General features: G+C 56.3%; 27 protein-coding genes. 22 read left to right on the top strand and 5 right to left on the bottom strand.

The annotated features are described in order from the left end of the window. The first annotated feature begins 90 nt into the window (after window positions 1-90). Together rsfS and rlmH are read left to right on the top strand one after the other, a co-directional pair. Entirely contained in the window at window positions 91-474 is a 384-nt protein-coding gene (gene rsfS, locus QZ517_RS03120; RefSeq protein WP_294222050.1) for a ribosome silencing factor, read from the top strand. A 45-nt stretch (window positions 475-519) separates the two neighbouring features. After that, the gene (rlmH, locus tag QZ517_RS03115) at window positions 520-996 is read left to right on the top strand and encodes a 23S rRNA (pseudouridine(1915)-N(3))-methyltransferase RlmH (protein ID WP_294221923.1); all 477 of its coding nucleotides are present in this window, start codon (window positions 520-522) and stop codon (window positions 994-996) included. A gap of 108 nt (window positions 997-1,104) precedes the next feature. Here the strand turns inward: rlmH and QZ517_RS03110 are convergent, their stop codons facing one another. Beyond that, entirely contained in the window at window positions 1,105-1,803 is a 699-nt protein-coding gene (locus tag QZ517_RS03110; protein ID WP_294221920.1) for a DUF599 domain-containing protein, read from the bottom strand. An 84-nt stretch (window positions 1,804-1,887) separates the two neighbouring features. On the opposite strand from QZ517_RS03110, the gene QZ517_RS03105 reads away from it, so the two are divergent. From QZ517_RS03105 to QZ517_RS03070, 8 genes are all read left to right on the top strand, one after another. Further along, entirely contained in the window at window positions 1,888-3,327 is a 1,440-nt protein-coding gene (locus QZ517_RS03105; protein ID WP_294221915.1) for an FAD-linked oxidase C-terminal domain-containing protein, read from the top strand. An 11-nt stretch (window positions 3,328-3,338) separates the two neighbouring features. Then, window positions 3,339-4,475 carry an FAD-binding protein gene (locus tag QZ517_RS03100; protein WP_294222047.1) on the top strand — a complete coding sequence of 379 codons (1,137 nt, stop codon included), beginning with the start codon at window positions 3,339-3,341 and terminating at the stop codon, window positions 4,473-4,475. 4 nt (window positions 4,476-4,479) lie between these two features. Next, a complete protein-coding gene (glcF, locus tag QZ517_RS03095) occupies window positions 4,480-5,802 on the top strand; it encodes a glycolate oxidase subunit GlcF (protein ID WP_294221913.1) in 1,323 nt (440 codons plus the stop codon). A 102-nt stretch (window positions 5,803-5,904) separates the two neighbouring features. Further along, window positions 5,905-6,696: a trypsin-like serine protease gene (locus tag QZ517_RS03090; protein ID WP_294221910.1), complete on the top strand. Its 792-nt coding sequence runs from the start codon at window positions 5,905-5,907 to the stop codon at window positions 6,694-6,696. Window positions 6,697-6,716: 20 nt separating this feature from the next. Further along, window positions 6,717-7,535 (top strand): trypsin-like peptidase domain-containing protein, encoded by an 819-nt coding sequence (locus QZ517_RS03085; RefSeq protein ID WP_294221908.1) that lies wholly within the window; start codon window positions 6,717-6,719, stop codon window positions 7,533-7,535. Window positions 7,536-7,668: 133 nt separating this feature from the next. After that, window positions 7,669-8,142 carry an Hsp20 family protein gene (locus QZ517_RS03080; protein WP_294221905.1) on the top strand — a complete coding sequence of 158 codons (474 nt, stop codon included), beginning with the start codon at window positions 7,669-7,671 and terminating at the stop codon, window positions 8,140-8,142. 140 nt (window positions 8,143-8,282) lie between these two features. After that, window positions 8,283-9,485: an MFS transporter gene (locus QZ517_RS03075; RefSeq protein WP_294221904.1), complete on the top strand. Its 1,203-nt coding sequence runs from the start codon at window positions 8,283-8,285 to the stop codon at window positions 9,483-9,485. Between the two features lie 133 nt (window positions 9,486-9,618). Further along, entirely contained in the window at window positions 9,619-10,398 is a 780-nt protein-coding gene (locus QZ517_RS03070) for an alpha/beta hydrolase (RefSeq protein ID WP_294221903.1), read from the top strand. On the opposite strand, the gene QZ517_RS03065 is transcribed toward QZ517_RS03070, so the two are convergent. Further along, the gene (locus QZ517_RS03065) at window positions 10,395-11,366 is read right to left on the bottom strand and encodes a P1 family peptidase (protein ID WP_294221900.1); all 972 of its coding nucleotides are present in this window, start codon (window positions 11,364-11,366) and stop codon (window positions 10,395-10,397) included. The two genes, QZ517_RS03070 and QZ517_RS03065, sit on opposite strands and share 4 nt — an antisense overlap. 210 nt (window positions 11,367-11,576) lie before the next feature. On the opposite strand from QZ517_RS03065, the gene QZ517_RS03060 reads away from it, so the two are divergent. From QZ517_RS03060 to QZ517_RS03005, 12 genes are all read left to right on the top strand, one after another. Next, window positions 11,577-12,785 (top strand): M24 family metallopeptidase, encoded by a 1,209-nt coding sequence (locus QZ517_RS03060; protein WP_294221897.1) that lies wholly within the window; start codon window positions 11,577-11,579, stop codon window positions 12,783-12,785. Between the two features lie 197 nt (window positions 12,786-12,982). Then, the gene (locus QZ517_RS03055; RefSeq protein ID WP_294221894.1) at window positions 12,983-14,059 is read left to right on the top strand and encodes a hypothetical protein; all 1,077 of its coding nucleotides are present in this window, start codon (window positions 12,983-12,985) and stop codon (window positions 14,057-14,059) included. A gap of 15 nt (window positions 14,060-14,074) precedes the next feature. After that, window positions 14,075-14,386, top strand: coding sequence for a hypothetical protein (locus QZ517_RS03050; protein ID WP_294221892.1), 312 nt, complete (start codon window positions 14,075-14,077; stop codon window positions 14,384-14,386). A gap of 171 nt (window positions 14,387-14,557) precedes the next feature. After that, on the top strand, window positions 14,558-15,679 hold the full coding sequence (locus QZ517_RS03045) for a hypothetical protein (protein ID WP_294221889.1): 1,122 nt from the start codon (window positions 14,558-14,560) through the stop codon (window positions 15,677-15,679). A gap of 53 nt (window positions 15,680-15,732) precedes the next feature. Further along, a complete protein-coding gene (locus tag QZ517_RS03040; protein WP_294221886.1) occupies window positions 15,733-16,602 on the top strand; it encodes a DUF5655 domain-containing protein in 870 nt (289 codons plus the stop codon). Window positions 16,603-16,621: 19 nt separating this feature from the next. Then, the gene (locus tag QZ517_RS03035) at window positions 16,622-18,559 is read left to right on the top strand and encodes an ATP-binding protein (RefSeq protein WP_294221884.1); all 1,938 of its coding nucleotides are present in this window, start codon (window positions 16,622-16,624) and stop codon (window positions 18,557-18,559) included. After that, window positions 18,559-18,939 (top strand): hypothetical protein, encoded by a 381-nt coding sequence (locus QZ517_RS03030; protein ID WP_294221881.1) that lies wholly within the window; start codon window positions 18,559-18,561, stop codon window positions 18,937-18,939. The genes QZ517_RS03035 and QZ517_RS03030 overlap by 1 nt, the downstream gene beginning before the upstream one ends. A gap of 2 nt (window positions 18,940-18,941) precedes the next feature. Continuing rightward, window positions 18,942-19,199 (top strand): hypothetical protein, encoded by a 258-nt coding sequence (locus QZ517_RS03025; protein WP_294221879.1) that lies wholly within the window; start codon window positions 18,942-18,944, stop codon window positions 19,197-19,199. Between the two features lie 75 nt (window positions 19,200-19,274). Continuing rightward, window positions 19,275-19,637, top strand: coding sequence for a hypothetical protein (locus tag QZ517_RS03020; protein ID WP_294221876.1), 363 nt, complete (start codon window positions 19,275-19,277; stop codon window positions 19,635-19,637). After that, window positions 19,625-20,980, top strand: coding sequence for a DUF6638 family protein (locus QZ517_RS03015; RefSeq protein WP_294221873.1), 1,356 nt, complete (start codon window positions 19,625-19,627; stop codon window positions 20,978-20,980). Before QZ517_RS03020 ends, QZ517_RS03015 begins: the two co-directional genes overlap by 13 nt. A gap of 11 nt (window positions 20,981-20,991) precedes the next feature. Further along, a complete protein-coding gene (locus QZ517_RS03010; RefSeq protein ID WP_294221870.1) occupies window positions 20,992-21,258 on the top strand; it encodes a hypothetical protein in 267 nt (88 codons plus the stop codon). A 12-nt stretch (window positions 21,259-21,270) separates the two neighbouring features. Then, window positions 21,271-21,921 carry a DUF1523 family protein gene (locus QZ517_RS03005; RefSeq protein ID WP_294221867.1) on the top strand — a complete coding sequence of 217 codons (651 nt, stop codon included), beginning with the start codon at window positions 21,271-21,273 and terminating at the stop codon, window positions 21,919-21,921. Here the strand turns inward: QZ517_RS03005 and QZ517_RS03000 are convergent, their stop codons facing one another. From QZ517_RS03000 to QZ517_RS02990, 3 genes are all read right to left on the bottom strand, one after another. Continuing rightward, the gene (locus tag QZ517_RS03000; protein WP_294221864.1) at window positions 21,922-22,794 is read right to left on the bottom strand and encodes a DmsC/YnfH family molybdoenzyme membrane anchor subunit; all 873 of its coding nucleotides are present in this window, start codon (window positions 22,792-22,794) and stop codon (window positions 21,922-21,924) included. Then, on the bottom strand, window positions 22,794-23,555 hold the full coding sequence (locus QZ517_RS02995) for a 4Fe-4S dicluster domain-containing protein (protein ID WP_294221862.1): 762 nt from the start codon (window positions 23,553-23,555) through the stop codon (window positions 22,794-22,796). The genes QZ517_RS03000 and QZ517_RS02995 overlap by 1 nt, the downstream gene beginning before the upstream one ends. Window positions 23,556-23,625: 70 nt before the next feature. Beyond that, the coding region (locus tag QZ517_RS02990; protein ID WP_294221860.1) for a molybdopterin oxidoreductase family protein at window positions 23,626-26,382 on the bottom strand (2,757 nt) is incomplete at its 5' end.

Raw genomic sequence — 26,382 nt, 5'->3', positions numbered from 1 at the left:
CGCCAACCGGTGCTATCTTAAAATTATGCTCGGCACCGGGGCAAACGGGTGCGATTTAAGGAGGACAGACTTCTGTCTCTGAACAACGACGTGGCCAATGCTACTGACACTGGTTCGATTGTAACGTCGGACTCATCAGATGCGACAAGCGAGGCACTGCTTGCCCGTATCCTCACCTCTCTGGATGAAGACAAAGCCGAAGATGTGGTGCAGATCGATCTGCGCGGCAAAACGTCTATTGGCGACTATATGGTGATCTGCACCGGGCGCTCCTCGCGTCAGGTGACCGCGATTGCTGAGAAGCTGATTGAACGGCTGAAGGCTGAGTTTGGGCGCGGCGCCAAAGTTGAAGGCAAGGAAACAGGCGACTGGGTTCTTGTGGACACTGGTGACGTGATCTTGCACATCTTCCGTCCGGAAGTGCGCGAGTTCTACCAGCTCGAAAAAATGTGGGTCCCCGGCGGCGCCGCATAAGCATTTGGGTGACCTGCGTTGCATCGCAGGTCCGGAGGGCATGACATGGCACTCAAGGTGCACATCTGCGCCGTTGGGCGGCTGCGGTCTGGTCCCGAACGTGACCTTCTTGACGACTACCTGACACGATTTGATCGCACCGGACGGGCCTTGGGCCTTGGTCCGGTTGCGGTGCATGAGGTTGAGGATCGCAAAGGCGGCGGCATGGCGGCTGAGGCGGGATTGCTGGATGGTGTCATTCCCAAAGGTGCTGTGATCTGTGCGCTTGATGAGCGTGGCAAACTGATGAGCAGTCCTGACTTTGCCACTATGCTGGGCGGCTGGCGCGACGATGGGCGTGGCGATCTGGCGTTTGTGATTGGTGGGGCGGACGGCATTGACCCAAGCTTGCGGGCGCGGGCCGATGCCAAGCTGAGTTTTGGTAAAATGGTTTGGCCACACATGCTGGCGCGGGTGATGCTCAGCGAGCAACTCTATCGCGCGGCCAGCATTTTGGCCGGTGCACCTTACCACCGCGTCTAAATTTCTCTTAATCTTTAAAAGTTAACGTGCGGGAGGTTTGCGAAAGTGCACCTCCGCAAAACAACCGTGATACTGATGCGATACCGACGTGGATTTTGGGGGGTTAATTCAGCGCGGTTCCTGCAGCAAAGCGGCGCGTGATTGGGAGGCAAACTCCCGCCGTCCGAGGACAATGACGGTTACCAAAACCCCCAGAATCAACATCACAGGCCCCAATATCCAGGCGGCGGCCGCCAGGCCAAAATAGATCGCCCGAATCCCCCGGTTAAAGCTGCGCGAGGCGGTGATGTTGATGGTCCCGGCTTTCTTCGCCCGTGACAGTGCGGTGGGGTCGGTGGCGTCATTGGGCACGGCGGCCATTAGCACCGAGCAATAGCCGAAGAGCCTGTGAGACCACACAAATTTCAGAAATGCGTTGCCAATAAACAAGAGCACCAGAACCAATTTGAGCTCCAGCACAGAGGCTGGTTCCGAATTCTGGGTCAGGTCTTTGGTGACTCCGGCAATTTGGTCCGTATTCCCGATCAATGCCACCAAACCGCCAATGGCAATCATCGAGGATGAGGCAAAAAACGCCGTGCTTTGGCGCAAATTCCCCATGATCTGTGCATCAAAAACCCGCGTTTCTCGGTGCACATAATGCACCATCCATTCCTGCCGATAAAACGCCATCAGACGCGACACAGAAGGTCTGTTTTTCGGAGGATTTTCAATTAGATGCGTGGCCAATATCCAGGCCGAGATGATGGCAACAACAGCGACAAAATCGAGGGTGGAAAACTGGGCAAGAAGCATGTTTGGAGTCATGGAGGCACCCTAACGTGAGTTGGTCTCTCTTGCCAGTCTGCATTATTGGTTATATTAGTTTACCAATTACAATGGAGGCCAGCCATGGACATGCCAACCCCAAACCCTGAGGTGCTTGCCAAAAAGGCGCATATTGTTGCGCGCTTGAAGGCGGTTCTGCCCGCTGATGCGGTGATCTCAGATGAGGTCGAAGTGCGGGCTTATGAGTGTGACGCGCTGACGGCTTACCGATGCCCGCCGCTCGCTGCGGTTCTTCCGGCCTCAACGGAAGAGGTCGCGGCGGTTCTAAAAGTGTGCCATGCGGAGAACGTTCCGGTGGTCCCGCGCGGCGCAGGGACGTCTTTGGCAGGCGGCTCAATGCCCACAGCAGATTCGGTGATCCTTGGGGTGGCCCGCATGACCGAAGTGCTTGAAACGGATTATGAAAACCGCTTCATCCGTGTGCAGACCGGTCGCACCAATCTCAGCGTGTCCGGTGCCGTGGAGGAGAATGGATTCTTCTATGCGCCGGACCCTTCCAGCCAATTGGCCTGTGCAATTGCCGGCAACATCGCCATGAACTCGGGCGGCGCGCATTGCTTGAAATACGGGGTGACTACCAACAATCTGATGGGTGTGACGATGGTCACCATGGATGGCGAAGTTGTTGAGATTGGAGGCGCATATCTGGACGCTGGCGGGTTGGACTTGCTTGGTGTGATTTGTGGCAGTGAGGGGCAGCTGGGCGTCGTGACTGAAGCCACATTGCGTATTTTGCACAAACCGGAAGGTGCACGGCCAGTGCTGATGGGGTTTGATAGCAATGAGGTCGCTGGGCAATGCGTATCTGACATTATCAAATCGGGCATTCTGCCGGTGGCCATTGAGTTTATGGATCGACCCTGCATTCGCGCCACAGAGGCTTTTGCGGGAGCGGGCTATCCCGATTGTGAGGCTTTGTTGATTGTCGAAGTCGAAGGCTCAGACGAAGAAATCGACGCGCAACTGGAGCGTATTTTGGCGATTGCGCGGACGCATAATCCGGTGGAATTGCGTGAAAGTACCAGCGCCGATGAAAGCGCGCGGATTTGGTTGGGTCGCAAATCTGCCTTTGGCGCGATGGGGCAGATCAATGACTATATGTGTTTGGACGGCACTATTCCGGTGAGCCAGTTGCCGTATGTGCTGCGTCGGATTGGCGAGTTGAGCAAAGACTATGGCTTGGATGTCGGCAATGTGTTCCATGCCGGCGACGGGAATATGCATCCGTTGATCCTGTTTGACGCGAATAAACCCGGTGATCTGGAAAAGTGTGAGGCCTTTGGGGCGGATATTCTGCGGCTTTGTGTCGAGGTTGGCGGCTGTCTGACCGGGGAGCACGGTGTGGGTATCGAGAAGCGCGATTTGATGGTGGATCAATACCTGCCAGAGGATCTCGACATTCAGATGGCTGTGAAAGATGTGTTTGATCCCAAATGGTTGCTCAACCCGGCAAAGGTGTTTCCTTTGGCGGCAAGTGAAGCACGGCGCACGGTGGCAGAGTGAGGCAGAAGATGATGAAACCTTCCAACGAAGCCGAATTGGCAAAGCTGGTCGCGAGCGCCGATGGACCTCTACACATTCAAGGCGGCGGCACGCGAGCGATTGGCGCGCCGATACAGGGCGCGGTTCTATCAACCACTGGCTTGTCGGGCGTGTCACTTTATGAGCCGGGGGCGCTGACTCTGGTTGCTGGGGCCGGTACGCCGTTGGCGGAAGTTGAAGCGACCTTGGCGGCACATGGGCAGCGGTTGGCATTCGAGCCGATGGACTATCGTGGAATGTTGGGCACCAAAGGGGCATCGACAATTGGTGGCGTAGTGGCTGCCAATGTCAGTGGACCACGCCGGATTCAGGTGGGCGCCTGTCGGGACAGTCTGCTGGGGGTGCGATTTGTCGATGGCATGGGGCGTGTTTTGAAGAATGGCGGGCGTGTGATGAAGAACGTCACCGGCTACGATTTGGTGAAGCTGATGGCGGGGAGCTGGGGCACCCTCGGCGTTTTGACTGAGGTCAGCCTGAAGGTACAGGCGATGCCTGAAGCGGTGGGCTGCGTGCTTGTGAATGGGCTTTCGGATGTGGATGCCGTGGCGGCGATGAGCGCGGCACTAGGGTCTCCCTATGATGTGAGCGGTGCAGCACATGCGCCGGCTGGTGTGGATGGTCATCCAGTCACGATGATCCGGATCGAAGGGTTGGAGGCATCTGTGGCTTATCGGGCTGCCAAGTTGACAGACCTGTTGGCAAAATTTGGTGGCGCGGTGCTTGTCGAGCGTGATCCGGCGAAAGTCGCGGCAGGCTGGGCTTGGGTGCGGGATGTGGCCTTGATGCAGGGGCAAACTGGGAGTGTTTGGAGGGTGTCCGTGAAGCCAAGCGACGGGCCAGGCTTGGTCGCGCAATTGCGAGCGGAACACCCTGATATGCTTGTACTTTATGATTGGGGCGGTGGGCTTGTTTGGGTGCAAGTACCACAAGGCACGGACGTGCGGTCGGTCTCGTTTACAGGGCATGCGACGTTGATCCGTGGTTCAAAGAAAACCCGGGCCACCATCCCGGTTTTTCAGCCTGAGCCATTACCATTGGCCGCTTTGTCGAAGGGATTGCGGTCACAATTTGATCCCCGCGGGATCTTGAACTCTGGGTTGATGGACTAGGAAAATGCAAACAACATTCACCAAAGACCAGCTCAAAGCCCCCGGCATTCAACAGGCCAACGAAATTTTGCGCGCCTGCGTGCATTGCGGGTTTTGCACAGCCACCTGCCCAACATATCAAATACTGGGGGATGAGCTCGACAGCCCACGCGGGCGGATTTATCAGATCAAAGACATGCTGGAAAACGAGCGTGTGCCGGATGAAAAGACCGTCAAACATATTGATCGCTGTCTGAGTTGTCTGGCCTGTATGACCACGTGCCCTAGTGGTGTGCACTACATGCATCTGGTGGACCATGCCCGGGAGTACATTGAAGACAACTACAAGCGGCCCTTTACAGATCGCATGCTGCGCTGGGTTTTGGCGCAAATCTTGCCCTATCCGATGCGGTTTCGTTGGGCATTGATAGGGGCCAAGCTGGGCAGGCCGTTTCGCTTTTTGATGCCGGATGCGCGGTTGCGGGCGATGCTGGACATGGCGCCTAAGTCGATCCCACCAGTGAGCCGCAATGACGAACCACAGAGTTTTGCACCTCAAGCAAAGCAGAAAATGCGCGTGGCCCTTATGACAGGCTGTGCGCAAAAGGCTCTCAACACAGATATCAATGACGCGACTATCCGTTTGCTCACGCGCTTGGGGTGCGAAGTTGTGGTGGCCGAGGGCGCTGGCTGTTGTGGGGCACTGACGCATCACATGGGCAAGACCAGAGAGAGCCATGCAACGGCTGCCAAAAACATCAAAGCTTGGTGTGCGGAGATAGATGGCGACGGATTGGATGCCATTGTGATCAACACGTCGGGGTGCGGCACTACGGTGAAGGATTACGGGCATATGTTCCGCAATGAGGCCTTGGCAAAAGATGCGGCGCGGGTAAGTGGCATTGCGATGGATGTGTCTGAAGTGTTGATGAAGCTTGATCTGCCAAGCGGTGCGGATCAGGACGCTGTCGTAGCCTATCATGCCGCGTGTTCCTTGCAGCATGGACAACAGATTAAGACATATCCGAAGGACTTGTTGAAAAGGGCCGGTTTCACGGTTGTGGAGCCTGCGGACAGTCATCTGTGTTGCGGGTCTGCGGGCACGTACAACCTGATGCAGCCGGAGATTTCTGGGCAACTCAAGACACGCAAAGTGCGTACTCTTGAAGCCAAAAAACCAGACATAATTGCGGCAGGCAATATCGGTTGCATGATGCAGATCGGCAGTGCCACCGAGGTGCCAATCGTGCACACTGTGGAGCTGCTGGATTGGGCAACCGGCGGGCCTCAGCCACGTGCGCTTACGGAGCCAGGTAAGCAGGTTCCCGAGATTCCCAATTTGCGTTAACCTTCCCGCTTGTTCTTTTAATCAGAGGCGTGACAAGGTCGCGCCCTATTTCCGCCGCAGGGGGGCAGTAGATCAGAGGAAACCTGAGCGTGGAGGCCCAACGTGGTTCGGCTACTGACAATTCTAAGCGTGATTTTTTGGGGTGGATTGGTCGCCGCACAAGACACCACACTTCAGCGATTGGATACGGGGGAGGACAGCCGTGATTGGGGGGGCGTCGGGCGGCTTGAGATTGACGGTCGGGGCTTTTGCACAGGCGCATTGGTTGCGCCGGATTTGGTGCTGACCGCGGCGCATTGTCTTTATGAGAAGTCCAGTGGTGCGGCCTATGATGTGCGGCAGATTGAATTCCGTGCTGGGTGGCGAAACGGCCGTGCGGAAGCTTATCGGACCGTGCGTCGCGCCGTGGTGCACCCAAAATACGCCTACAGTTCTGAAGCCAAAATTGAAAATGTGCAAAATGACCTGGCGCTTTTGGAGCTGCATCATCCCATTCGAAATACCACAGTTGCGCCGTTTGAAACTGCGACTGGGCTGAGAAAAGGATCCCAAATTGGCGTTGTGTCTTATGCTGTTGGCCGTGAAGAAGCGCCTTCCTTTCAAGAGGTATGTCAGGTGATGGGGCGTCAGCGCGGCGTTTACGTCCTGTCCTGCAATATCGATTTTGGCAGCAGCGGCGCACCGGTGTTTGTTTTTGAAGACGGCAAAGTGCGGATCGCCTCTGTGGTTGCAGCAAAGGCAGAAGTGAAAGGCACCAAGGTGGCCCTGGGCGCGGCGCTGGACCACACATTGCCTGAGTTATTTGCAGAGCACGGCAAGTCGTCGGCGACGGCAGGCGGATTGATGTCTTTACAGAAGCGCAACAGCACAGGTGCCAAATTTGTGCGTCCGTAGGTGATTTAGGAGTGATGAGTATGCGGGTTTCAATGATCTTGAGCGCGTTGATCGTGTGTTTGTCTGCATTGCCGGTGACTGCGGGCGAACGGCTTCAGCCGCTGACAAGCCGCGGTGATCTTTTGGGCTGGGAGGCCTTGGGGCGATTGGATATGCGCGGCGCTGGATTTTGTTCAGCGGCTTTGATTGCGCCGGACCAGGTGCTGACCGCGGCGCATTGTGTTTTTGACAAAAATGGCACGCCAATTCCGCCGGAACAAATCACATTTCGGGCCGGATATGTCTCTGGTGATGCTTTGGCCGAAAGGCAGGTCAATCGCGTGGTGGTGGCCGTCGATTACCAAGATAACGCGGACGGTAAAATCAGTGGTAAAATGATCCCTCACGATGTGGCCCTGCTGCGTTTGGACTCGCCGATTTCCACTGGTGAAGCGGATCCGTTTGCCATTCACGTTGATCCTCAGGAAGGGGAGAAAGTGTCTGTTTTGAGCTACGGGCGTGGGCGCAGTGAGCACCTGTCCTGGCAGCGCGATTGTTCAATTTTGCAACGTGGCTGGGGCGTGTTGACCTTTGACTGCAACGTCACCTTTGGCTCGTCCGGCGCGCCAGTGTTTGTGCGGTATGGCAATAGGGTGCGGATCCTGTCGGTGGTTTCGGCGATTGGAAAGAATGGTCAGGGCGAGAGTGTGTCTTTTGGTATGGAGTTGCCAGACGTTGTCGCCGAATTGAAAAGGCGCATGCGCGTGGGAGATCGGCCAGCAGTTAAGACGGCGACGGGGGTGACCCGCATACAAGTTGGCACCCGCAGCGGCGGTGGCGCAAAATTTGTGCGTCCTTAACTCGCGGGGTTGAAACTCTATTTTGCCAACATAGGTCAGTATGCGTGAGGCGCCGATGATCGGGTCTCACACATTCATCGCCTGTCCAAATGGAAGGCACCACATATCGTTGTCGCTCAATGGAGGATAACCCATGCGCACTTTTGATCTCGCTCCGCTTTACCGGTCGACCGTAGGTTTTGACCAATTGGCAAACATGATGGACCGCGTTTTGTCCAACGATGTCGCCCAGCCAAGCTACCCACCATACAACATCGAAAAAACCGCTGATGATGCCTATCGCATCTCGTTGGCCGTTGCCGGTTTCTCGGCTGATGACCTGAACATCGAAGTCAAGCAGAACGCTTTGGTTGTGACCGCCAAAAAAGGCGACGAGACTGCGGATAAAACGTATTTGCACCGTGGCATCGCCACGCGTGCGTTTGAGCGCCGCTTTCATTTGGCGGACCATGTACGCGTGACCGGCGCGAGCCACGAAGACGGTATGCTGCACATTGAATTGGAACGCGAAATCCCCGAAGCGCTGAAACCGCGTCGGATTGAGATTTCCAGCGGTTCATCCAAAGCGGTGAAGCAGGAAGTGGTTGACGCCAAAGCTGTCAACTAACCTCCAACCAAAACTGACCTAACAATTCTTCCCTTGTTGTCAGGCGCGCGTTCCACACGGAGCGCGCGTTTTTGTTTGGTTGTGTTCTTAACCTGTGAAGGGCATGGTGCCGGCAAGTTTTCCAACATCGGGAGAGGCGCGTGAATCTGGGCGCTTTGAAGTCGGCTAATTTCCGCACCTATGTCTTTGGCTCTGCCTTTGGCTTGTTGGGGATCTGGATGCAGCGCGTCACGATCGGCTGGTTGGCTTGGGACATGACGGGCTCCGCCAGCTTTGTGGGCGCGGTGGCGTTTTTGTTGTTTGCACCTTCAATTGTGTTGTCGCCGTTGTTTGGCGTTTGGGTGGACCGGTGGCGTGTGAAGCAGACCTTGCTGGTTCTGCAAAGCATTAACGCGATGCTGAGTGCTGTACTTTGGGCGATGGTCGCGTTGGGTTGGGCAACACCGTTGGTTATTGCCCTGATCACGCTTTCGATCGGTATGGTGATTGCCGCCAATCATCCGGTGCGTATGGCGCTGACACCACGGCTTGTGCGGCGTCATCAAGTGGGCTCGGTGGTCACAATTGTGGCAATCAATTTTAACATCGCCCGCATGGTTGGACCGGCGTTGGGTGGGGTTTTGATCGCGACAATAGGTGTGGCTGAAACCTTGTTTGTGCAGACCGTGCTGTTTGCACCTTACCTCTTTGCGGTCACGCGACTGTCGCTGCGCCCTCGGCGTGAGTCCGGCAGTGCGCAAGAGCCGTTTTTCCGCGCATTGGGGGCTGGCGTCCAATATGTTTGGCGTTCTGAAACAGTGCGGGAGGCGATGCTCATTGCGGGTGTACTTGCGTTGGTGGCACGTGGGGCGCTGGAGGTTTTGCCGCCCTTGGCCGACGGCGTTTTTGGCCGCGGCGCGGAAGGGCTTGGGGTTTTGATGAGTGTGACGGGATTTGGGGCGATCCTAGGCGGGCTCTCACAAGCGGTTTTGCCGCCGCAAGTGCCGGGGCGTCTGCCGTTGACCACGCGTTTGGCGATTGTTTTTGGGTTGATGTTGGTTGCGACCCTTGGGCTGGCATCAACATGGGAACTGGCATTGGTTTTGGCGGCAGGCATGTCCTTTGTTACGACGGTCACAGCGATTTCCACGCAAACAGCCATTCAGCTTGATCTGGAGGATGATATGCGCGGCCGGGTGATGAGCTTGTGGGCGGTGATTGCTGCTGGCGGCTCGGCGCTGGGCGCAGGCGCGATGGGGTTATTGGCGGATTGGCTAGGATATCAGACTGCGTTGGTGTGGACTGGAAGTTTGGCGGCACTGGGCGTGGCTGTTTATCTACTTATGGTGCGGTTCAGGGCTTAAGCTTGAAGCGATGAACACTTCGCATGCCTTTTTGACTGGGGATGCCTTTATGGCGGAGATCTCATGGGTAAAAGATGTTTGAGGTTTGAAATAGTTTCGCTCAGAGTGCGGAGAGTATCTGGGGAGGAATCACATGGATTGGGACGACGCATATTCAAACGGCGCCTATATTGAGGGGGCGGAAGAGTTTCCGTCACGCTGGGAGCGAGATGCAGCGGCCTACCGGGCCACGTCTGCAATGGAGGAAGATGTCCCATATGGCGAAGGAGATCGTCTCAAACTTGACCTGATCCGACCTGAAGGGGCGGTCAAAGGGTTGCTGGTGTTTGTGCACGGTGGCTATTGGCTACTCTTTGACAAGTCTTACTGGAGCCATTTTGCACGGGCAGCGGTTTCGCGGGGTTGGGCCGTTGCTTTACCGTCGTATGATCTCGCGCCTTCGGTGCGGATTTCAGAAATCACGGAGCAGGTTGCAGCGGCAGTCACTAAGGCCGCTGAACATGTGGCGGGCCCGATTATGTTGGCTGGCCATTCCGCTGGCGGGCACCTCGTGGCGCGTATGGCGTGTGACGGGGTGTTGCCTGAGGATGTGGCGGCGCGGATCTCACGTGTGGTGCCAATCTCGCCAGTAGCAGATTTGCGCCCGATGATGAACACGTCGATGAACAACGACCTCAAACTTGATGAAGCGGAATGTGCAGCCGAAAGTCCGGTATTGCAGACGCCGCGTGAGGGTGTGGATGTGACCGTTTTGGTTGGAGCCAAAGAACGACCCGTATTCTTGGATCAGGCGCGCTGGCTGTCAGAAGCCTGGGATTGCGACATGGTCGTGGCAGGTGGAAAGCACCACTTTGATGTGATTGATGCCTTCTCTGATCCGGACAGTGACATGGCGCGGATGTTGTTTTCCTAAGATCGAAAACAGGGGTGAGTGTCACCTTCTTTTGGTGCGGCGTGCCAGACGCCGCGTGCGATCGCACGGGCAAGGCAGGTTGCGGCGGCGTGGCCCAGCCAGAGGGTGTCGGCGATGTCCTCCTTGAGTGGCATGGCGCCAGTGCTGACGCCAAAGATGAGATCGCCATCCATTGGCGTGTGCGACGGCACAAGTGCGCGGGCCATGCCGTCGTGGGCGGCGGTGGCCAAACGTGTGCATTGCGCTTGGGTCAGGTTGGCGTCTGTGGCGACAATGGCAATGGTGGTGTTGTGGCTCGAAAGCTTGGTGTTTGGTAAGTTGCTGGGAGCCGACGGCAGGAACCCTTTGCCGCCAAATTCGGTGCCAACTTCCCAAGGGGCGGCCCAGAAGTGTTCTCCATCCGGTGAAGCATCGCCAAGCGCGTTTACAGCGACCAGTGCGCCAACGGTGTGGCCAGATGGCAGGAGCATGGAGGCGGAGCCTAGTCCCCCTTTGTGGGTTGCGAGGGTTCCACCGGTGCCTGCGCCAACGGAGCCTAGTTCAAAATCCTCTCCGGCCTCAGACAGCGCCATTGCGCCAAGGGCTTTGTAGGGGTTTTCATCCCAGTTTTTGTCTCCCCCATTTAGGAGGTCAAACAAGATTGCGCCGGGCACTATTGGGACTGTTTGATCCCCGACGGGAAATCCCCGGCCCCGGGTGCGGAGGGCATCTGCGACGCCAGACGGGGCGTCCAATCCAAAAGCAGAGCCACCGGACAAGGTGAGGGCGTCCACTTGTTGCACGGTTTTGTCGGGCGCCAAAAGATCGGTTTCACGGGTGCCGGGGGCACCTCCCATAACGGACACACCGCAGGTGAACGGCGCATCGCTGATCAGCACGGTGGTGCCGGATTTGACATGGTCATTTTGCGCGTTTCCGACCCGCAAGCCAGCTACGTCGGTGATCAGGTTTTTGGGTCCGGTTTGCATTGAGTGCCTCCTATTGAGGCCACAGTAGGCGTGCAATTTTTGCGCGCAAGGTCGCGGTTGAGACATCTGTGTCGGATTCCGTGTGTCGCTACGTCGGAAGTTTTGACAGAATGGCCACAGCACTGGCGATGGCGTCGCCACATTCCTGCTGGGAATGCGCACTTATCTTTCCAGTCCTGAACGCCGGGACCTCTTTTATCGGAGGTCAACATGACATCACGTCCAGAGTTTTACCGTTTCCACAATGGCGAGAAAGCCCCTTTGCAATTTGCGGAGGCAGAGTATGCCAACCGTGTTACGGGATTGCGCAAAATTATGTCAGAGCGTGGCGTGGATGCCGCTGTGTTCACGTCGATGCACAATGTGTCCTACTACTCGGGTTTCACCTACTGCTCCTTTGGTCGACCCTATGCTGTTGTGGTGACACCAACCGAATGTGTGACCATTTCGGCGGGCATCGACGCCGGGCAGCCGTGGCGCCGGTGTTACGGTGACAACATCACCTACACAGATTGGCAGCGCGACAATTACTGGCGGGCAATTAAGTCGATCACTGGTGGCAGCGCGGTGATTGGTATTGAGAGCGATCACTTGACTTTGATGCAGCAAGGCAAGTTGCAGAGCTTCCTGTCGCCCTCCAGCGTGGTGGACCTGTATGAAGCCACGATGCATCAGCGTATGCACAAGAGTACGGCGGAGATCGAGATGATCCGCGCGGGCGCGGCAGTGGCGGATGTGGGCGGTTATGCGATCCGCGATGCCATCAAAGAAGGTGTGCGTGAGATTGATGTGGCTATGGCGGGCCGCGATGCGATGGAGTTGGAGATTGCGAAGCGGTTTCCGGACGCCGAATATCGCGACACATGGGTCTGGTTCCAATCCGGCATCAACACCGATGGGGCGCATAACCCGGTGACATCCCGCAAGTTGCAGCGTGGAGATATCCTGTCGCTGAACACGTTCCCGATGATCTCCGGCTACTACACGGCATTGGAGCGCACCTTGTTTGTGGGTGAAGTGGATGACGCAAGCCTGAAGATTTGGGAAGCCAACGTTGGCGCGCATGAGTTGGGGATTTCGCTGCTGAAACCTGGCGCGAGCTGTGCGGAGGTGACGGAGCAGATCAATGACTTCTTTGCAGAGCGCGATCTGCTGCAATATCGCACCTTTGGATACGGCCACAGCTTTGGTGTGCTAAGCCACTATTATGGCCGTGAAGCCGGGCTGGAGCTGCGCGAAGACATTCCTACGGTGCTGGAACCGGGCATGGTGATTTCCATGGAGCCTATGTTGACCATCGCGGACGGGCAACCAGGGGCCGGCGGATATCGCGAGCATGACATCCTGGTGATCAACGAGGATGGCAATGAGAACATCACCGGCTACCCTTATGGACCGGAGTTTAACGTCGTTGGCTAAGCCGGCGTAAGACCACACTTGGTTTTGGCCGCGTGAATAAGCGGCCAAAACCTCGCGAATTGCGGGTGCGTGTCTACGACCCCTTTCTTTTGCCATGCACATTTGCAACACTCTGCCCAAATTGAATCCGAGTCCGATGTAAATGGAAGTAACATTCCCCATATCAGGCTCAAGGTATTGGAAAGAGGGAGTGTTTTATGGCAAATTTTGAAACCCAAGTGCGTGAGTCTCAAGCGCAGGTGGCCGAAGCACAAAATAAGATTGCCGAGCTGACCGGGCGCATTGATGCGGCACGGGCGAAGATGAAAACCGGCGACGACATTGCAATCGATATCGAGAACGCAACGCTGGACGATGTGCACGCGCATACAGACGTGATGAACTCCAACATAGCTGAGCTGATTATGGGGCTGGATGACGTGACATCCGCCTTCTCCAAAGACTTTGACCAGATGCGGGACAAGACCGGCTGGGAGAGCTTTGTAGGTGTGTTTAGTCGCGGCAAGTCTGACTCCATGCGGGCCGAGCGGATCAAAACTGCCAATATTGACGACAAACTGCAGGACCTGATTGCCAAATCAGATGTGATCACCAAACTTTTGGAAAGCCAATTGTCCGTGCTCGAAGAGCAAAAGGTCAAAGTCGAGCAAAACCTGACAGAGACGCTAGATGAGCGTGAGTTCACAGTTGGCGAGCTGGAGAGTCTGCGCGCTGAGATCATGGGCATGGATCCCAAGATCATCGAAGTCGAGAACAAGATTGCTGTGGAGCAGGACGCGGCGGCGCGCACCAAGCTGGAAACCGAGCTGGCGGATTTGAACAAATCCTATAACGAGCTGGTGCAGCAGGAGCAGGTGAAACTTGCCCAGAGCCAGACGCTTGAGCGCTATATCGAGAAGGGCAAGACCTGGGTCGACTCGCTGCAAAATCAGGCGGCGACGCAGATGGTGCTGATCAACAAGCTGCAAACAGACACCAAGCAGCGCGTGGTGCTCTATGATGCGCTGACCAAATCTTTGAAGACCGCGCAGCAGCAGGATGTGGCCCACCGCATCAACGAAATTGGTGTGGAGACAGACAAAGAAGCGCAGGCGTCAATGGCGGCGATTGGCACGGCGACCAATCAAAAGATGGCTGACATGATGGAAGCTCATGAGGAACACATGGTGTTTGCCCGCGATGTGCTTGAGGCGAAGGCCAAGGCGGATGAACGCTTTGCGCGCCGGTTCCAGAAGATTGTCGAGAAGCACGATAAGAACCTTTATGGGGCGTGATGCCTCTTTGAGTTGATGAAGCGGTCGCAGAGCTACCTAGGAAATTTTGCCCGCGCAGCAGGCAAATCTGCGCTGTGTGTTGCGGATGCTATTGCGGCGTTGTTTTTGGGCCGCGCGGACAAACTCTGGACAGCGAGTGCCACCGTACTGTTTCTTGCCGGATTTCTGGTGTGGCGGTTGGCCGAGCCAACACAAAGCTTCCCGGAGTATGAGCATGACATGCTCGGTTGGGGCGTTTTTGCCGGAGCTGCGGTTGCGATAATTTTTGTGAGCAGTCTTGTGAGGCGGTGGATTTTGAAGCGAGGGAAGAGTTCTGGTGAAAGCTGAGATTCTTAAAACCGTTGGAGCGCGCCCGAGCACGAGGGCGGCTGTCGAGCTGGCGCAGCCATTGACCCAATTCCTGCGGGGTGGAAGCGTGGCTGACTTTGCAAAATCACGCCCACCCTGGGGGGCGGAGTCGGGCGCGACCCGTGACATTGCGTGTCCCGGAGGAGGAAAATGAACGACACAACCAAAGACCACACCGCTCTGATGGAGACTCGCGCGTCGCGGCGGTATTTCCAAAAATTTGAACGCATCACCGAGCATCTGACGCAGGTGGCGGCGGCGCGGGCGGCTGAAGGTGCAATTGGACAAAATGAGGTGGAAATCCTCACGCGCTATCTGGCGTCGATTGGCTATACGTTCAAAGCGCTGAGCATGAAATACCTGCTGGTGGGCCGCCAAACTGGGCAGTTCTTTGGCAGTCTTTCTATGGACGCGGTGGAGAGTGGCTTTCCGGTGTTCAACGAGTTGTTGGTCATGGCCAATGATGCGCAGCAGGCCGAAAGCCATTTGCGCAATATGCCAAGTGCAGAGCAGCTCAAGGATGACATGCTGCGCGGTATTATTGGCGATCAGGAGATCCCGACCAAGTTGCAATTCGCGCTGAGCCAGCGGCTTTATTATGAGGAGTTGCTGAAGGGAGAGCTGTTCTGGGCGCAGAACCATCCAGAGGTGCGCTGGCAGGGCAATCTGTCGGAGCGGCGGCGCAAATATCTGCTGCATTGGGCGGTGTATGACAGCCAAGTGAACTTGCCGACGATCTACCTCATGGATCTTGAGGACACCGGGCGACGGGCGCTGCCCAAAGATGAGCGGCGCTGGCCGGAGGTGCAAGCGCATCTGATGGGGCAGGCGGTTGGGGGCCTGAAACTGGTGACGATCGCCAAAGGCTTTGATGAGAGTTTTGACGACCTGCACCCCAAGCGTTTGCGGCGCATTCATGTCGGTCCGATGTATTCGAGCGCTTACACAAAGCAGACCGGGCCCATCCGCGAAGTTCTGGAGGCCGCACGGGCGCCGGACGGCGAGGATTGGACACTGGCCTGGACCACCGAGGATTTGGTGAGCGAGCGTGTGCAGGATGAACGCTCTGGCTGGTTTGGTACGGTGGAACGTGAGGTGTTTGCACTGGATCCGTTTTCTGGCCGAGGTGTCGACACCGGCGCGACCAGCATGGAGCGCGCAATCATCCTGCCGCAACGGCCGTTTCAGGCGCTTGAGGAATTGAACCCACCGGGGTTTGGCAGCGTGACGAAATATGTGGTGAGCCCGCAGGGGCGGGTGCTGAGGTATTGATTTGGTCTTTCAAGCCAAGCCAACGGTAACAGTGTTTTAGTGTGGAAACAAAAATGAAATATCGACCTTTAAAAAAATTGAATTTAAGAAATCACCCTGAGTTTTCAGAACAATGGCTCCAAGAAATCATTGCTAATGATCCGGCCATATTGGGCCTAGGCGAAGTGACCGTGCGAGATCGCGAAAGGCGACAGCCGCGGGCAGGTCGGTTGGACTTGCTGCTTGAAGATAGAGAACGGTCTCAACGTTACGAGGTAGAGCTCCAGCTCGGTTCCACAGATGAATCTCATATCATTAGAACCGTGGAGTACTGGGATATTGAGCGGAAACGATATCCACAATTTGAACATTGTGCCGTGATCGTCGCAGAAGAGGTTACCAGCCGGTTTTTGAACGTGATCTCGCTTTTCAATGGAACCATTCCATTAATAGCCATCCAAGTGTCTGCTTTTGAAATAGATGGCGAGATTTCGCTATTGTTTACGAAAGTGTTGGTCGCTGTTTCCAGGGGCCCGATTGACGACGACGAGGACGCACTTTCGGCACCTACGGATCGCCAATATTGGGAAAAGAAGTCGGCCCCCCAAATTGTCAAGCTGGCCGATAAGGTTCTGTCGGAACTTCAGAAGCTCGAGCCTTCGCTTCAGTTGAATTTCAACAAGCACTACATCGGCTTAGTTAAAAACAATCAGGCTTTCAATTTTGTGACCTTTAGACCCAAGAAGCAGCGTTTCAATTTGGAGATAAAGCTTCCGAGAAGCGACGAGTTTGACGAACTCGTTGATGAGGCTGGTTTTGATACCCTTGAGTATAACTCAAAATGGCAAGTTTATCGTTTGTCCCTTCAGCCCAGTGATTTGATTGAACAAACCGACGCGTTGGAAATTCTCTATCGCGCCGCCTTTGAGCGGAGAAATTCATAGTGTTGGCGAGGACTTTAAGATGAGCTTGACAAGTGATCAGATGGAGCTGCGCGAAGAGGATATTCGCAAGCATTATGACGCGGCTGTGGGAATGCTGGATGGCTTTGATCACACGCCGCGGATTGCCAAGGGGAAAGACCCTGTGGCGGCACCAGAACGTTCCAGTGGAATTGGCACGCGGCGACGGTTTCGCAGCACCACGCCGGGGTTGGTGACACGCTCGACCGCGCGGCCCGAAGGTGTGCATCTGGTGGAGCGCATTGAAGGCGCGGGCGGGGAAGACCCGCTGGTGTCGCCGGTGCAGGCCAATGTGTTGCACGGGATGCGGCGGGCCTTGGCGATTGCTTTGGCGGTCGGAGAGAACTTCGCCGAAGCGTCCGGTTTGGCGGATTTGAAGCGGGATAATTTGGCGGGCGCGCTGGGCGCAGATAAGAAAACAACGTTTTCCGAGCTTTTGGCGGCGGAGGCTTTGGCAGTTGCTTATGTCTTTGCCAATGCGACGTCGTTTCTATTGGCGCCCTTGTTGGGTGAGACGCAGGTTGAGGTTGGTGAAGTAGAAGAGATTTTGACCGACAATGCGTCGCTGGCTTTGCATGGCGCGTTGTGGGAGCTGGATCAGGACATTGCTGCGCTGGTTTCGGATGAGGACCGGCTGGTTGCCTGTGTCTGTGCTTTTGCCGAGCAGTTGATGGAGAAGGTCACGTTGCGGGCACAGAACGCGCCGCACCTGGGGGCCTTTGTGGGCGCAAGTTGGAAGGTGGAAGCGGATGAGCTGACCATCAACGGGTTTACACCTGCGCGGGCGGCCAAAGGCAGCACGCTGACCATGCAATTCAAAAAACCCAACGAAGTTGTGGGCAACCACATCGCCAAATATCAGGCGATGAAGCTGGCCAAGATGCTGATGGCTTATGACTTTAACCGGCGGCTCAATCCGTTTGCGGAGCTGGGCGGGTTTATCTTTACCTTCATGGGCGACGGCGCGCCGGGCACCGGGAAAACCACGCTTATTCAGATGATGGCGGGTCTGATCAACGACTATTGTCAGGTGGCGGGCTATGCCTTCCGCTATCAGAACTTTGGCATCGATAATATCGACAGCTATCAGGGCAAGTCGGGGCAGAACGCCAAGGCGTTTGTGCAAAACGTGCTTGATCCGCAAGTGATTGGCTTTGGCACGATTGACGACATCGATCAGATAGCCGGCAAACGTGGCGATCGACAAAGTTCGGCGGGCCAACAAGAGGTCACGGCTGTCTTTATGGAGGCCTTTGCGGGCGCCAATACCGTGGTGCGTGGGAACTGTACCTTTGGTATGTTTTCCAATTACCCGGAAAACGTAGACGATGCGCTGCGCCAGCGGGCCGGTGCCCGTTTCCTGGTGGACGGGCCGCAAACGCAAGAGGATTACATCGACATCCTTGCGCTGTTGATGGGCAAGAACCACGACATTGCGTTGGGAGATCACACGCTGTTTGAGGCGCAGGCCATTCAGAAAGCTGTGGCGGCGAGTTTTGAGAGCCACTCGCGGCCCCATGAGCCGGGGTTGCTTAACGTCTTTGATAAGGTGCATGGACAGGTTGGCGAGCTGGACAACATTGCCAAGATGGGCACCTATTTGAAGGCCATCCAAGAGGCCGATCCGCGTTTCACGGGACGGGCGATCAAGAACATCACGGACGCCGTAAAGGTGCGGGCGATGGATTTTGAACTTCCAGATGAATGGATGGAGCAGCCGGAACTGTTCTTGCAGAAAGACTACGACACAAAGGCCGCAATGATTGGCGAGCTGCGGGTGCCGATCACCACGGACATGGTGGTGCAGGAAATCAACCGCTATGCGGACAGCGAGTTCCGCTATGCCGACAAATCCGATGAGGTCGCGATCTCCAATATGGTGCGTGACATGCAGCGGTCCGAGGCGGCGAAGCGACGCTATTTGGAGGGCAAAGCCTAGTGTTTGTGATCGACAGCGTTGGGTTTTGGAATACGGGTGCGCCGCTGGCGGTTCTGGCTATTCTGGCGATGCTGTTGCCGCGTGTGCTGGTCGATCGGGAGACACGATCGCATGGCAAAGTTGCTATGGGCATTTTGCTGTCAGCTTTGGTTCTGTTTGCTGTTGCCTGCTGTCTGTCGGTGCTGCTTGTTCACTTGCGCGGCGCCCATGCCTTGGCGTTTGGCAGTGACGGGCGCACCGGACCGCCGCTTCAAATGCACCTGAGATTGGCCGCGATGACAACAATTGTCTGGGTGCCGATTTTGGGGTTGGTGTGGTTTGGTCATGCGCAGGGCGTGGAAGCGCGGCGGGGGCAGGATATTGCGGCGGGGGAGCGGTGAGGATGTCGTCTCAGTATTCCAAAGGGATTGGCACTCGGCTCAGAACGCTTTTTCTGGACGCCGTCTTAAGCCTCATCTTGCTCTGCCTATTGCTGGTGTTTGCGGACAAGGTCATGGGGCATACACCGGAGCCAATCGTTGTTGTCTTAATGTTTTGCGCGATGTGGCTGAAGCTGAGTTTTCCGGTTGTGAAGACCATCACGGGCGACGCGGTACAGTTTTGTCGCCGGGTTATGGGGCGGCGTAAAGATGATGCTTGAGAACCTGTCGGTGCAGCGGGGCGCGGCCCGGCTTAAGGCCGCGTTGAGGATGAGATTGCTGAATGAAGGTGTCCTATGATCGGACTGATCGCCTTGTTTTTACCTTTGTTCTTAGGTGTTGCGTTGGCGTTCGCGATGTGTGGTAACGCGCAAGAAGCTTCTAGACGGACAATGAAATCGAACACGTCATTTCTTCCCGCTGCGCTTAAGCAACTTGGCGTTGGAGCTGTCCTTGTTCTTGCAGTCGGAATCGTGCTTGCGTTGTGCTTTGCGTCGTTGACTGACACCTTTGATGGTTACGCAGATGTCCATCAATTTTGGAAGTACGCGCTTTTTCAGATGAAGATGATATCGGTTTTCTTTGTTCCAGCGCTAATCTTGGCTTTGGCATTGGGAAGACAAAAACGGTTAGACGAGGATGAAAAATGCATAGATTGATCCAACGCGGCTTGATGTTTGGCAATCTGATTGAGGTGGCCTCGCCGGTGCTGGTGGAGCGCTACAATCGTGCGCTCAAACATTTGACCGGTAAGACCACCACTCTCACCGATTTTCACATCGATATTTCGGGCTACAGCCCTGAGATCGGCGATGAGCTGAACGATCATCTCTACCTCAACCACGGGGGCTGCAACCGGCAGTTCATCCTGCTGACCACAGATCAGAAATCCGCACCGCTTTTGAACATCAAGTTCTCCACCAGTCGCGATATTCTGCGGCATTTCATTGAGGAAAACGAGCCACAGCTCTTTGCCCTGACTGCGCGGGATGCGGTGGCGGGCGAAATGGTGAACTCGGTGTTTTCGGTGAGCCAGCCAAGCAAGCTGATGGACATTCGCAAGGTCACGATTGAGGCGGACACCACTGAGGGCACGTTGCGCGATGCGGCAAAGCTCGGCCAACTGGCGGATCGGTTCAAGCAGGAAGAAGACGGCTGGTTTGATGATGTGCTGATTGCCGACATGATCACCCTGGCCAAACGCACCGGCGATGTGACGCGCAATCCGGTGACGCTCAAGCACATGGAGTTCGATCAGCAGGATTATTGGACGGCGCATTTTGGTGGGGTGTACCTGTTCCGTGGCCTGTCACATCCAGCCGTGATCACGGCGGGGGACAAAGCCGAGCTGGGCAAGTTGCCGATCAAATACATGTTTGATTTTAAGGACCGAAACCAGATTGCGAAGTTTCTGGACTACAACGACCTGGTAGAGCCAATTGTGAAAGCGCGCGGCGTGGACGGTACAGCAATATTGCGCCAGAAAATGGATTTTATCGTTGTGGATGCCGCGCAAGAGGCGGGTGTCGATCTAACAGGCGCTACACGCAGTGACATTCGTCGTTTGGCACGAAACCATGCGGAGCAGCTGCCGCCTGAATACCATGAGTTGCGCAAAATGGTGGATTGGGCCGAGAGCGACGGCAAGTGGCCGAAGATCACCAGCGATCATCCGGCTTATTTTTACACGTTGCGGGCTACAGACACGGACCAGCGCGATCTGGTGAACATGTTGTTGTCGGAACTGGCGCCAAAGGACATCCGGCAGCTGTTTATTTGCCACAAGGAGGTGTTCTATCATCTCTATCAAGGCTGGTCGGAGACCAAAAAGAGCTTTGTGGCGGATTTCTTGGAGCGGGAGTATCAGGTCGACAAAGCGGGCGCGCGTGAGGCGTTGTTTGGCTTTGACGCGCCGCTGGAGATGCCGCGTGTGACGCGCAAGGTATCTGAGGATATGATATCGCGGGTTGGGCCATGGGGCGCAGTCAAATCGGGACGGTGAGGAGGTAGGCTATGTTTGCATTGGCGAGATTGTCGGTTGTGGGCTTTGTGGTGCTCACCATTGTCTATGTTTGTCTGTCGCTGTATTCGCGCTCCAAACGCCGCGACAAGCTGGAAGCAGAATGGGATCGCGAAGGCATGACCGGCGATCGAGATGCCTTTATTGAACATGGTTTGCAGGACTATGACGGCTCTTTGCGTCGCAAATTGATTTGGGGTGTCTATATCATCCCTGTGACCATCGTGATCGCCTTGATCTACTTTATGAATTTCCACTAGGGGGACCGAAGAATGGTCTATGTGAAATGGGGTTTCTGGACGCTGTTCTGGCTTTTTGTGGCGGCGTTCTTTCACTACACGCTGCCGCAGCATGATGTGGTGCGGGTTACAGATACCTATGAAAAGCGGATCGATTTTGGTGAGAACTCGATTTTCTGGGCCAAATCCGACGCGGGCAATGCCGAGACAACTGTCAATCGTGACGTGTTCTTTATCGAGACGAAGATGCCCAATGATCGCGTGATGGTCTATCGCAACGAGGATACCAGCGCAGGTTGGCCGCCGTATTTCAAGTTTGATACTGCCAACCTTCAGGCTGAAGCAGGTGACTTGAAATCAAGTTCGGATGCGCCGAAATGGGTGGCGGTGAAGCACTATGGCTGGCGCAACGAGTTCCTGTCGATTTACCCAAATGCCGTGGGTGTGAAAGCTGTGGATAGCCCGGATGCAAGTTTCATTCCGTGGTTGAACATCCTGATCCTGACGGTGTTTTTCGCAATTGTTTGGGCGGTTTACGTGCGTTGGCGCCGGTTCCGTCAGGCACGGATTGATCCGGTGCTTGAGGACATGGGCGACAGCTTTGAAGCCGCCGGGGACAATCTGGCAGAAAAGCGGGGGCGGTTCCGCGCCTGGCTGGACACCTGGCGCGGGAAGGCGCGGTAATCAGCGCGCACCATAGTAGAGGCCGACGACGTGCTCGGCCTCTGCAAAGAACAGCCAGCGCGAGGTTGCAACCCCTGCAATGTGGCTGAACACTGCGATGATTGCCAAGACGTGGCTGAACGGCAGCAGAAGGCAGATGATGGGCAGCACAAAGGTGAGGCCAAAGGCAATCCGGCGCAGTTTTTGTGCGTGTTTTCGGCCAATGACGAAGATGAACTCTTTCACCAGATAGTTCGGTGCGGTGTGGGGATGCGCCATGGAGCGCACGGTGCCGCGCTCGCCCAAGCCAGTGGCAGTGCCGAGATCGGTGCCGCTGTCAGACAGGGCCACGTCGCCGCGCTGCCACCAGATAAACTGGCAAATGGCGGCGATCACCAACAGTAGGATTGCAAAGTTTACACGACCTGAAAGTAGCGCACCACCAGCCAAAGAAAAGCTCAGGTAAAGTGCTGGTGTCAAAGGGGTTTTCCAGCGTGGCACGGTGTCGAGTTGGGCATAGATCATCGAAGTTGTGAAGACCGTGAACAGCGACAAAGCAGCGCCGATCAAGCCCAAGGCGGTTGCGTGTATCTGCAGGAAGATAAGATCAATTGCGTAGATGCCCATGCAGAGCAGGGCGAGGATGGCACTGACGCCTTCGCGGGACAGCCAACTGCTGCGCCATTGACTGAGGGCGCGCCAGGCGCGTTCGGGGTGGCCTAGGTGAAAGGTGGACGAAAGCAATCCACCCACTGCAAGCGCGAAAGCGATTGCAAAGAATATGAAAGCTGCAAGACCGGTTGGGGGATTGGCATCTATGCCAAGCCAGAACAGCAGACCGAAACCGAGGCCTGAGAGGGTCGAGAAGACGATGACAGATGGGGCTGGATGCATCAGGCGGTCCCTCCGGGCAGTTTGTCGAGGGCGTTATCGAGCCAGCCAAGGAAGCCTTTTGGTTCCTCAGCGACGGGTTCCAGAAGCGGGGCCAGAAGGCTCTGATCATCCCAAGAATCTTTGAGACGCGGTGGGAGGTATTTGTTCACAGGAAGTGTGCCCATTTCTGGCATGAGGTCAAATCCGCCTCTGGATTCAACAAGTTGGCTGACATCTGAATTTGGATCAGACAGGTCGCCAAAGTGTCTGGCGCCGGCGGGGCAGGTGCGGACGCAGGAGGGGATCTGGTCCTCTTTGGGCAGGTTTTCGTTGTAGATACGGTCCACACAGAGGGTGCATTTCTTCATCACGCCTTCGGCCTGGTCCAACTCGCGGGCACCATAAGGGCAGGCCCAGGCGCAGAGGCCGCAGCCGATGCAGTGGTCTTCGTTGACCAGCACAATCCCGTCTTCAACACGCTTGTAACTTGCACCAGTGGGGCAAACTGTGACGCAGGGGGCATTTTCGCAATGCAAACAAGACTTTGGAAAGTGCACGGTTTGCGCATTACCTTGCTCTGGCTGGACCTCATAGCTGTGTACGCGGTTCAAAAACGTGCCCATGGGCTCGGTGCCATAGGGACGTTGATCTGACAGAGGCGCACCGTAGTTTTCGGTGTTCCAGCCTTTGCAGGAGATCACACAGGCGTGGCAGCCGACGCAGGTGTCCAGATCAATCACAAGGCCGAGGGTGCGGTCGGTTTTGGTGGGTAAATCGGTCATTTTGCCCCGTCGGTATTGCGTCTGTATTGCGACTGTATCGCGGAGGTGCGTATTTTGAGGTTTTGGTGTCTCATTTACCCACCTTCCATTCCAGATGATCCGGACCCTGAGGGACCGGTGACTTGATGGGATCAAGGGCTGGTTGGCTTTCGCTTTGGGCCTCGGCCTTCTCGATCTTCACGCGCAGATCAAACCATGCGGCTTGCCCCGTGATCGGGTCTGAATTGGCCCAACGAAGGCCGTCGCCTTTGGGCGGTAGCAGCTCATGGATCAGGTGATTGAGCAGGAAGCCTTTGTTGCTCTCCGGCGCGTCTTCGGACAAAGCCCAAGCGCCTTTGCGTTTGCCAATGGCGTTCCAGGTCCAGACGGTGTTCTCGTTGAGCGCGGCCTGATGGGCCACTGGCACAGTGATCTCGCCATGAACTGACGTCACACGCGCCCAGTCGCCTTCGGTGAAGCCGTGTTTTTCCCAAAGCTTGGTTGGGAGATAAAGCGGGTTCTCACCGTGCAGCTGACGCAGCCAGGCATTTTGGGTGCCCCAGCTGTGATACATCGCCATCGGCCGTTGGGTGAGGGCGTGCACGTCAAACTCATCCGGATCGACACTGCTGTCTTCCAGCGGCGCATACCAGATGGGCAGCGGGTCCATGACCTGCTTGAGGCGGTCGCGCAAATGATCCGGCGGTTGGATATCTCCGTGACCTTCGGCGGCGCGCTGGAATTTGCGCATGGGTTCTACATAGAGTTGGAACAAGAAAGGCTGCGGCGCATCAAACAGGCCGATTTTCACCGCCCAGTCTTGGTAATCTTGGTTCCAAGGCTTCATGTAGCGCGCGGCGTCTGGCACGTGTTCAATCGCGAAGCCGCCGTTCTCGATGTATTTGTCCAATTGTTCCGGGTTCACCGTGCCACGTCCAAATTGGTCGCCATCTTCCCCGCGGAACCCTGCCAGGGGGCCGACGCCGGGGCGGCGTTCGTGGTTCACGATGTAGTCAGCGTAATCTTTCCATTTTGGCGTGCCGTCCTCGTTAAGAAAACCGGGCAGGCCAATGCGGGCGCCAAGCTCAATCAGCACCGATTGAAAGCCGCGCACGTCGCGATCTGGCTCCACCACGGGCCAGCGGATGGCATCCGCGGCACCGTCAGCTTCGCAGATTGGACGATCCAGCAGAGAGATACAGTCGTGGCGCTCCAGATAGGTGGTGTCCGGCAGAATAAGGTCGGCGTAGGCCACCATTTCTGAGCTGTAGGCATCGGAGTAGATGATGCGCGGGATGCGGTAGCCGCCTTCGTCATTGCGGTCGGTCAGCATCTTGATCACACCGGAGGTGTTCATGCTGGAGTTCCAGGACATGTTGGCCATGTACATGAACAGCGTGTCGATGGGGTACGGATCTTGGGCGTGAGCGTTGGAGATCACCATATGCATCAGGCCGTGCACGGACATGGGATTTTCCCATGTGAAAGCTTTGTCGATGCGACAGGCGGTGCCATCTTCGGCAATTTGCAGGTCTTCGGGGCCTCGGGGGAAACCGAGGTGCGGACCGGCAAGCGGTTTGCCGGGGCGACCGACGCCGTGTGGCGTTGGATGTGCCTCAACCGGCTTGGGGTAGGGCGGCTTAAACCGGAAGCCGCCGGGGACTTCGACCGTGCCCAGCAGGATTTGCAGCACATGTAGGGCGCGGCAGGTCTGGAAGCCGTTGGAGTGGGCGGAGATGCCACGCATTGCGTGGAAGCTGACCGGGCGGCCTGTCATGGTTTTGTGGGTTTCGCCGCGGAAATCGGTCCATTCCTGATCCAGCTCAAAGGCTTCGTCAAAGGCGACGCGGGCGAGCTCTGCGGCGATGGTTTTGATTTTCTGCGCGGAGATGCCGGTTTTCTCTGCGACGTTTTCCGGCGCGTATTGTGGATCGAGATATTTCTCGGCCATCAGGTGCATCACGGTGCGGTGGGTTGTGCCAGCCTGGCGGTGGGTGGCGGAGAGATCTGGGCGCACGCCTTTTTGGTCAAACGGCGCGGGCTTACCGGTCTTGCGGTCAATCACCAGCTGTTTGCCATCGTCGTCGCGCAGCAGGAGGCCGGTTTTGGCGTCCACCAACACGGCGGCATTGGTGTACTGCGCGAGGTAGTGCAGGTCGATCTTGCCTGCCTTCATCAACTCGTGGATCAGCGCGAGGATGAAGAGCCCATCGGTGCCCGGCGTGATGCCAACCCATTCATCGGCCACAGCGTTGTAGCCTGAGCGGACGGGGTTCACGCCGATGACTTTTGCCCCATTGGCTTTGATTTTTCCAATGCCCGCTTTGATCGGGTTGCTGTCGTGATCTTCAGCCACACCAAAGATCATGAAGAGTTTGGTGTGATCCCAATCCGGTTGGCCAAATTCCCAAAAAGCGCCGCCCATGGTGTAGATGCCTGCGGCGGCCATGTTGACCGAGCAGAAGCCACCGTGCGCGGCATAGTTTGGCGTGCCGAAGTGTTGCGCCCAGAAGCTGGTGAAACTTTGGGATTGGTCGCGGCCGGTGAAGAAGGCCAATTTGTGTGGCGCGGTTTCGTGCAACTCGGTGAGCCAGCCCACGGCGGTGCTGATTGCCTCTTCCCAGCTGATTTCCTCATATTCCCCCGAGCCACGCGGGCCGACCCGTTTGAGCGGTTTTTTGAGTCGTGACGGCGCGTTGACCTGCATGATGCCAGCGGAGCCTTTGGCACAGAGCACCCCTTTGTTGACCGGGTGGTCGCGATTGCCCTCGATGTACGCCACTTTGCCGTCTTTCATGTGCACGTTGATGCCGCAGCGGCAGGCGCACATGTAGCAGGTGGTCTTGCG

The organism is uncultured Shimia sp., assembly GCF_913054185.1.
In the GTDB taxonomy this organism is placed as follows: domain Bacteria; phylum Pseudomonadota; class Alphaproteobacteria; order Rhodobacterales; family Rhodobacteraceae; genus Shimia.
The sequence above is the reverse complement of the archived record's forward strand: the minus strand, read 5'-3'. Positions and strand labels throughout refer to the sequence as shown.

Excerpts from the sequence above, each read along its gene's own strand:
- QZ517_RS03000 (WP_294221864.1), bottom strand. The coding sequence starts at position 22,794 with ATGCATCCAGCCCCATCTGTCATCGTCTTCTCGACCCTCTCAGGCCTC.
- QZ517_RS03065 (WP_294221900.1), bottom strand. The coding sequence starts at position 11,366 with ATGCAAACCGGACCCAAAAACCTGATCACCGACGTAGCTGGCTTGCGG.
- QZ517_RS03010 (WP_294221870.1), top strand. The coding sequence starts at position 20,992 with ATGTTTGCATTGGCGAGATTGTCGGTTGTGGGCTTTGTGGTGCTCACC.
- QZ517_RS03045 (WP_294221889.1), top strand. The coding sequence starts at position 14,558 with ATGAACGACACAACCAAAGACCACACCGCTCTGATGGAGACTCGCGCG.
- QZ517_RS03015 (WP_294221873.1), top strand. The coding sequence starts at position 19,625 with ATGCATAGATTGATCCAACGCGGCTTGATGTTTGGCAATCTGATTGAG.
- QZ517_RS03035 (WP_294221884.1), top strand. The coding sequence starts at position 16,622 with ATGAGCTTGACAAGTGATCAGATGGAGCTGCGCGAAGAGGATATTCGC.
- QZ517_RS03055 (WP_294221894.1), top strand. The coding sequence starts at position 12,983 with ATGGCAAATTTTGAAACCCAAGTGCGTGAGTCTCAAGCGCAGGTGGCC.
- rlmH (WP_294221923.1), top strand. The coding sequence starts at position 520 with ATGGCACTCAAGGTGCACATCTGCGCCGTTGGGCGGCTGCGGTCTGGT.
- QZ517_RS03100 (WP_294222047.1), top strand. The coding sequence starts at position 3,339 with ATGAAACCTTCCAACGAAGCCGAATTGGCAAAGCTGGTCGCGAGCGCC.
- QZ517_RS03110 (WP_294221920.1), bottom strand. The coding sequence starts at position 1,803 with ATGACTCCAAACATGCTTCTTGCCCAGTTTTCCACCCTCGATTTTGTC.
- QZ517_RS02995 (WP_294221862.1), bottom strand. The coding sequence starts at position 23,555 with ATGACCGATTTACCCACCAAAACCGACCGCACCCTCGGCCTTGTGATT.
- QZ517_RS03080 (WP_294221905.1), top strand. The coding sequence starts at position 7,669 with ATGCGCACTTTTGATCTCGCTCCGCTTTACCGGTCGACCGTAGGTTTT.
- QZ517_RS03085 (WP_294221908.1), top strand. The coding sequence starts at position 6,717 with ATGCGGGTTTCAATGATCTTGAGCGCGTTGATCGTGTGTTTGTCTGCA.
- QZ517_RS03020 (WP_294221876.1), top strand. The coding sequence starts at position 19,275 with ATGATCGGACTGATCGCCTTGTTTTTACCTTTGTTCTTAGGTGTTGCG.
- QZ517_RS03060 (WP_294221897.1), top strand. The coding sequence starts at position 11,577 with ATGACATCACGTCCAGAGTTTTACCGTTTCCACAATGGCGAGAAAGCC.
- QZ517_RS03005 (WP_294221867.1), top strand. The coding sequence starts at position 21,271 with ATGGTCTATGTGAAATGGGGTTTCTGGACGCTGTTCTGGCTTTTTGTG.
- QZ517_RS03105 (WP_294221915.1), top strand. The coding sequence starts at position 1,888 with ATGGACATGCCAACCCCAAACCCTGAGGTGCTTGCCAAAAAGGCGCAT.
- QZ517_RS03025 (WP_294221879.1), top strand. The coding sequence starts at position 18,942 with ATGTCGTCTCAGTATTCCAAAGGGATTGGCACTCGGCTCAGAACGCTT.
- QZ517_RS03040 (WP_294221886.1), top strand. The coding sequence starts at position 15,733 with ATGAAATATCGACCTTTAAAAAAATTGAATTTAAGAAATCACCCTGAG.
- QZ517_RS03050 (WP_294221892.1), top strand. The coding sequence starts at position 14,075 with ATGAAGCGGTCGCAGAGCTACCTAGGAAATTTTGCCCGCGCAGCAGGC.
- QZ517_RS03070 (WP_294221903.1), top strand. The coding sequence starts at position 9,619 with ATGGATTGGGACGACGCATATTCAAACGGCGCCTATATTGAGGGGGCG.
- glcF (WP_294221913.1), top strand. The coding sequence starts at position 4,480 with ATGCAAACAACATTCACCAAAGACCAGCTCAAAGCCCCCGGCATTCAA.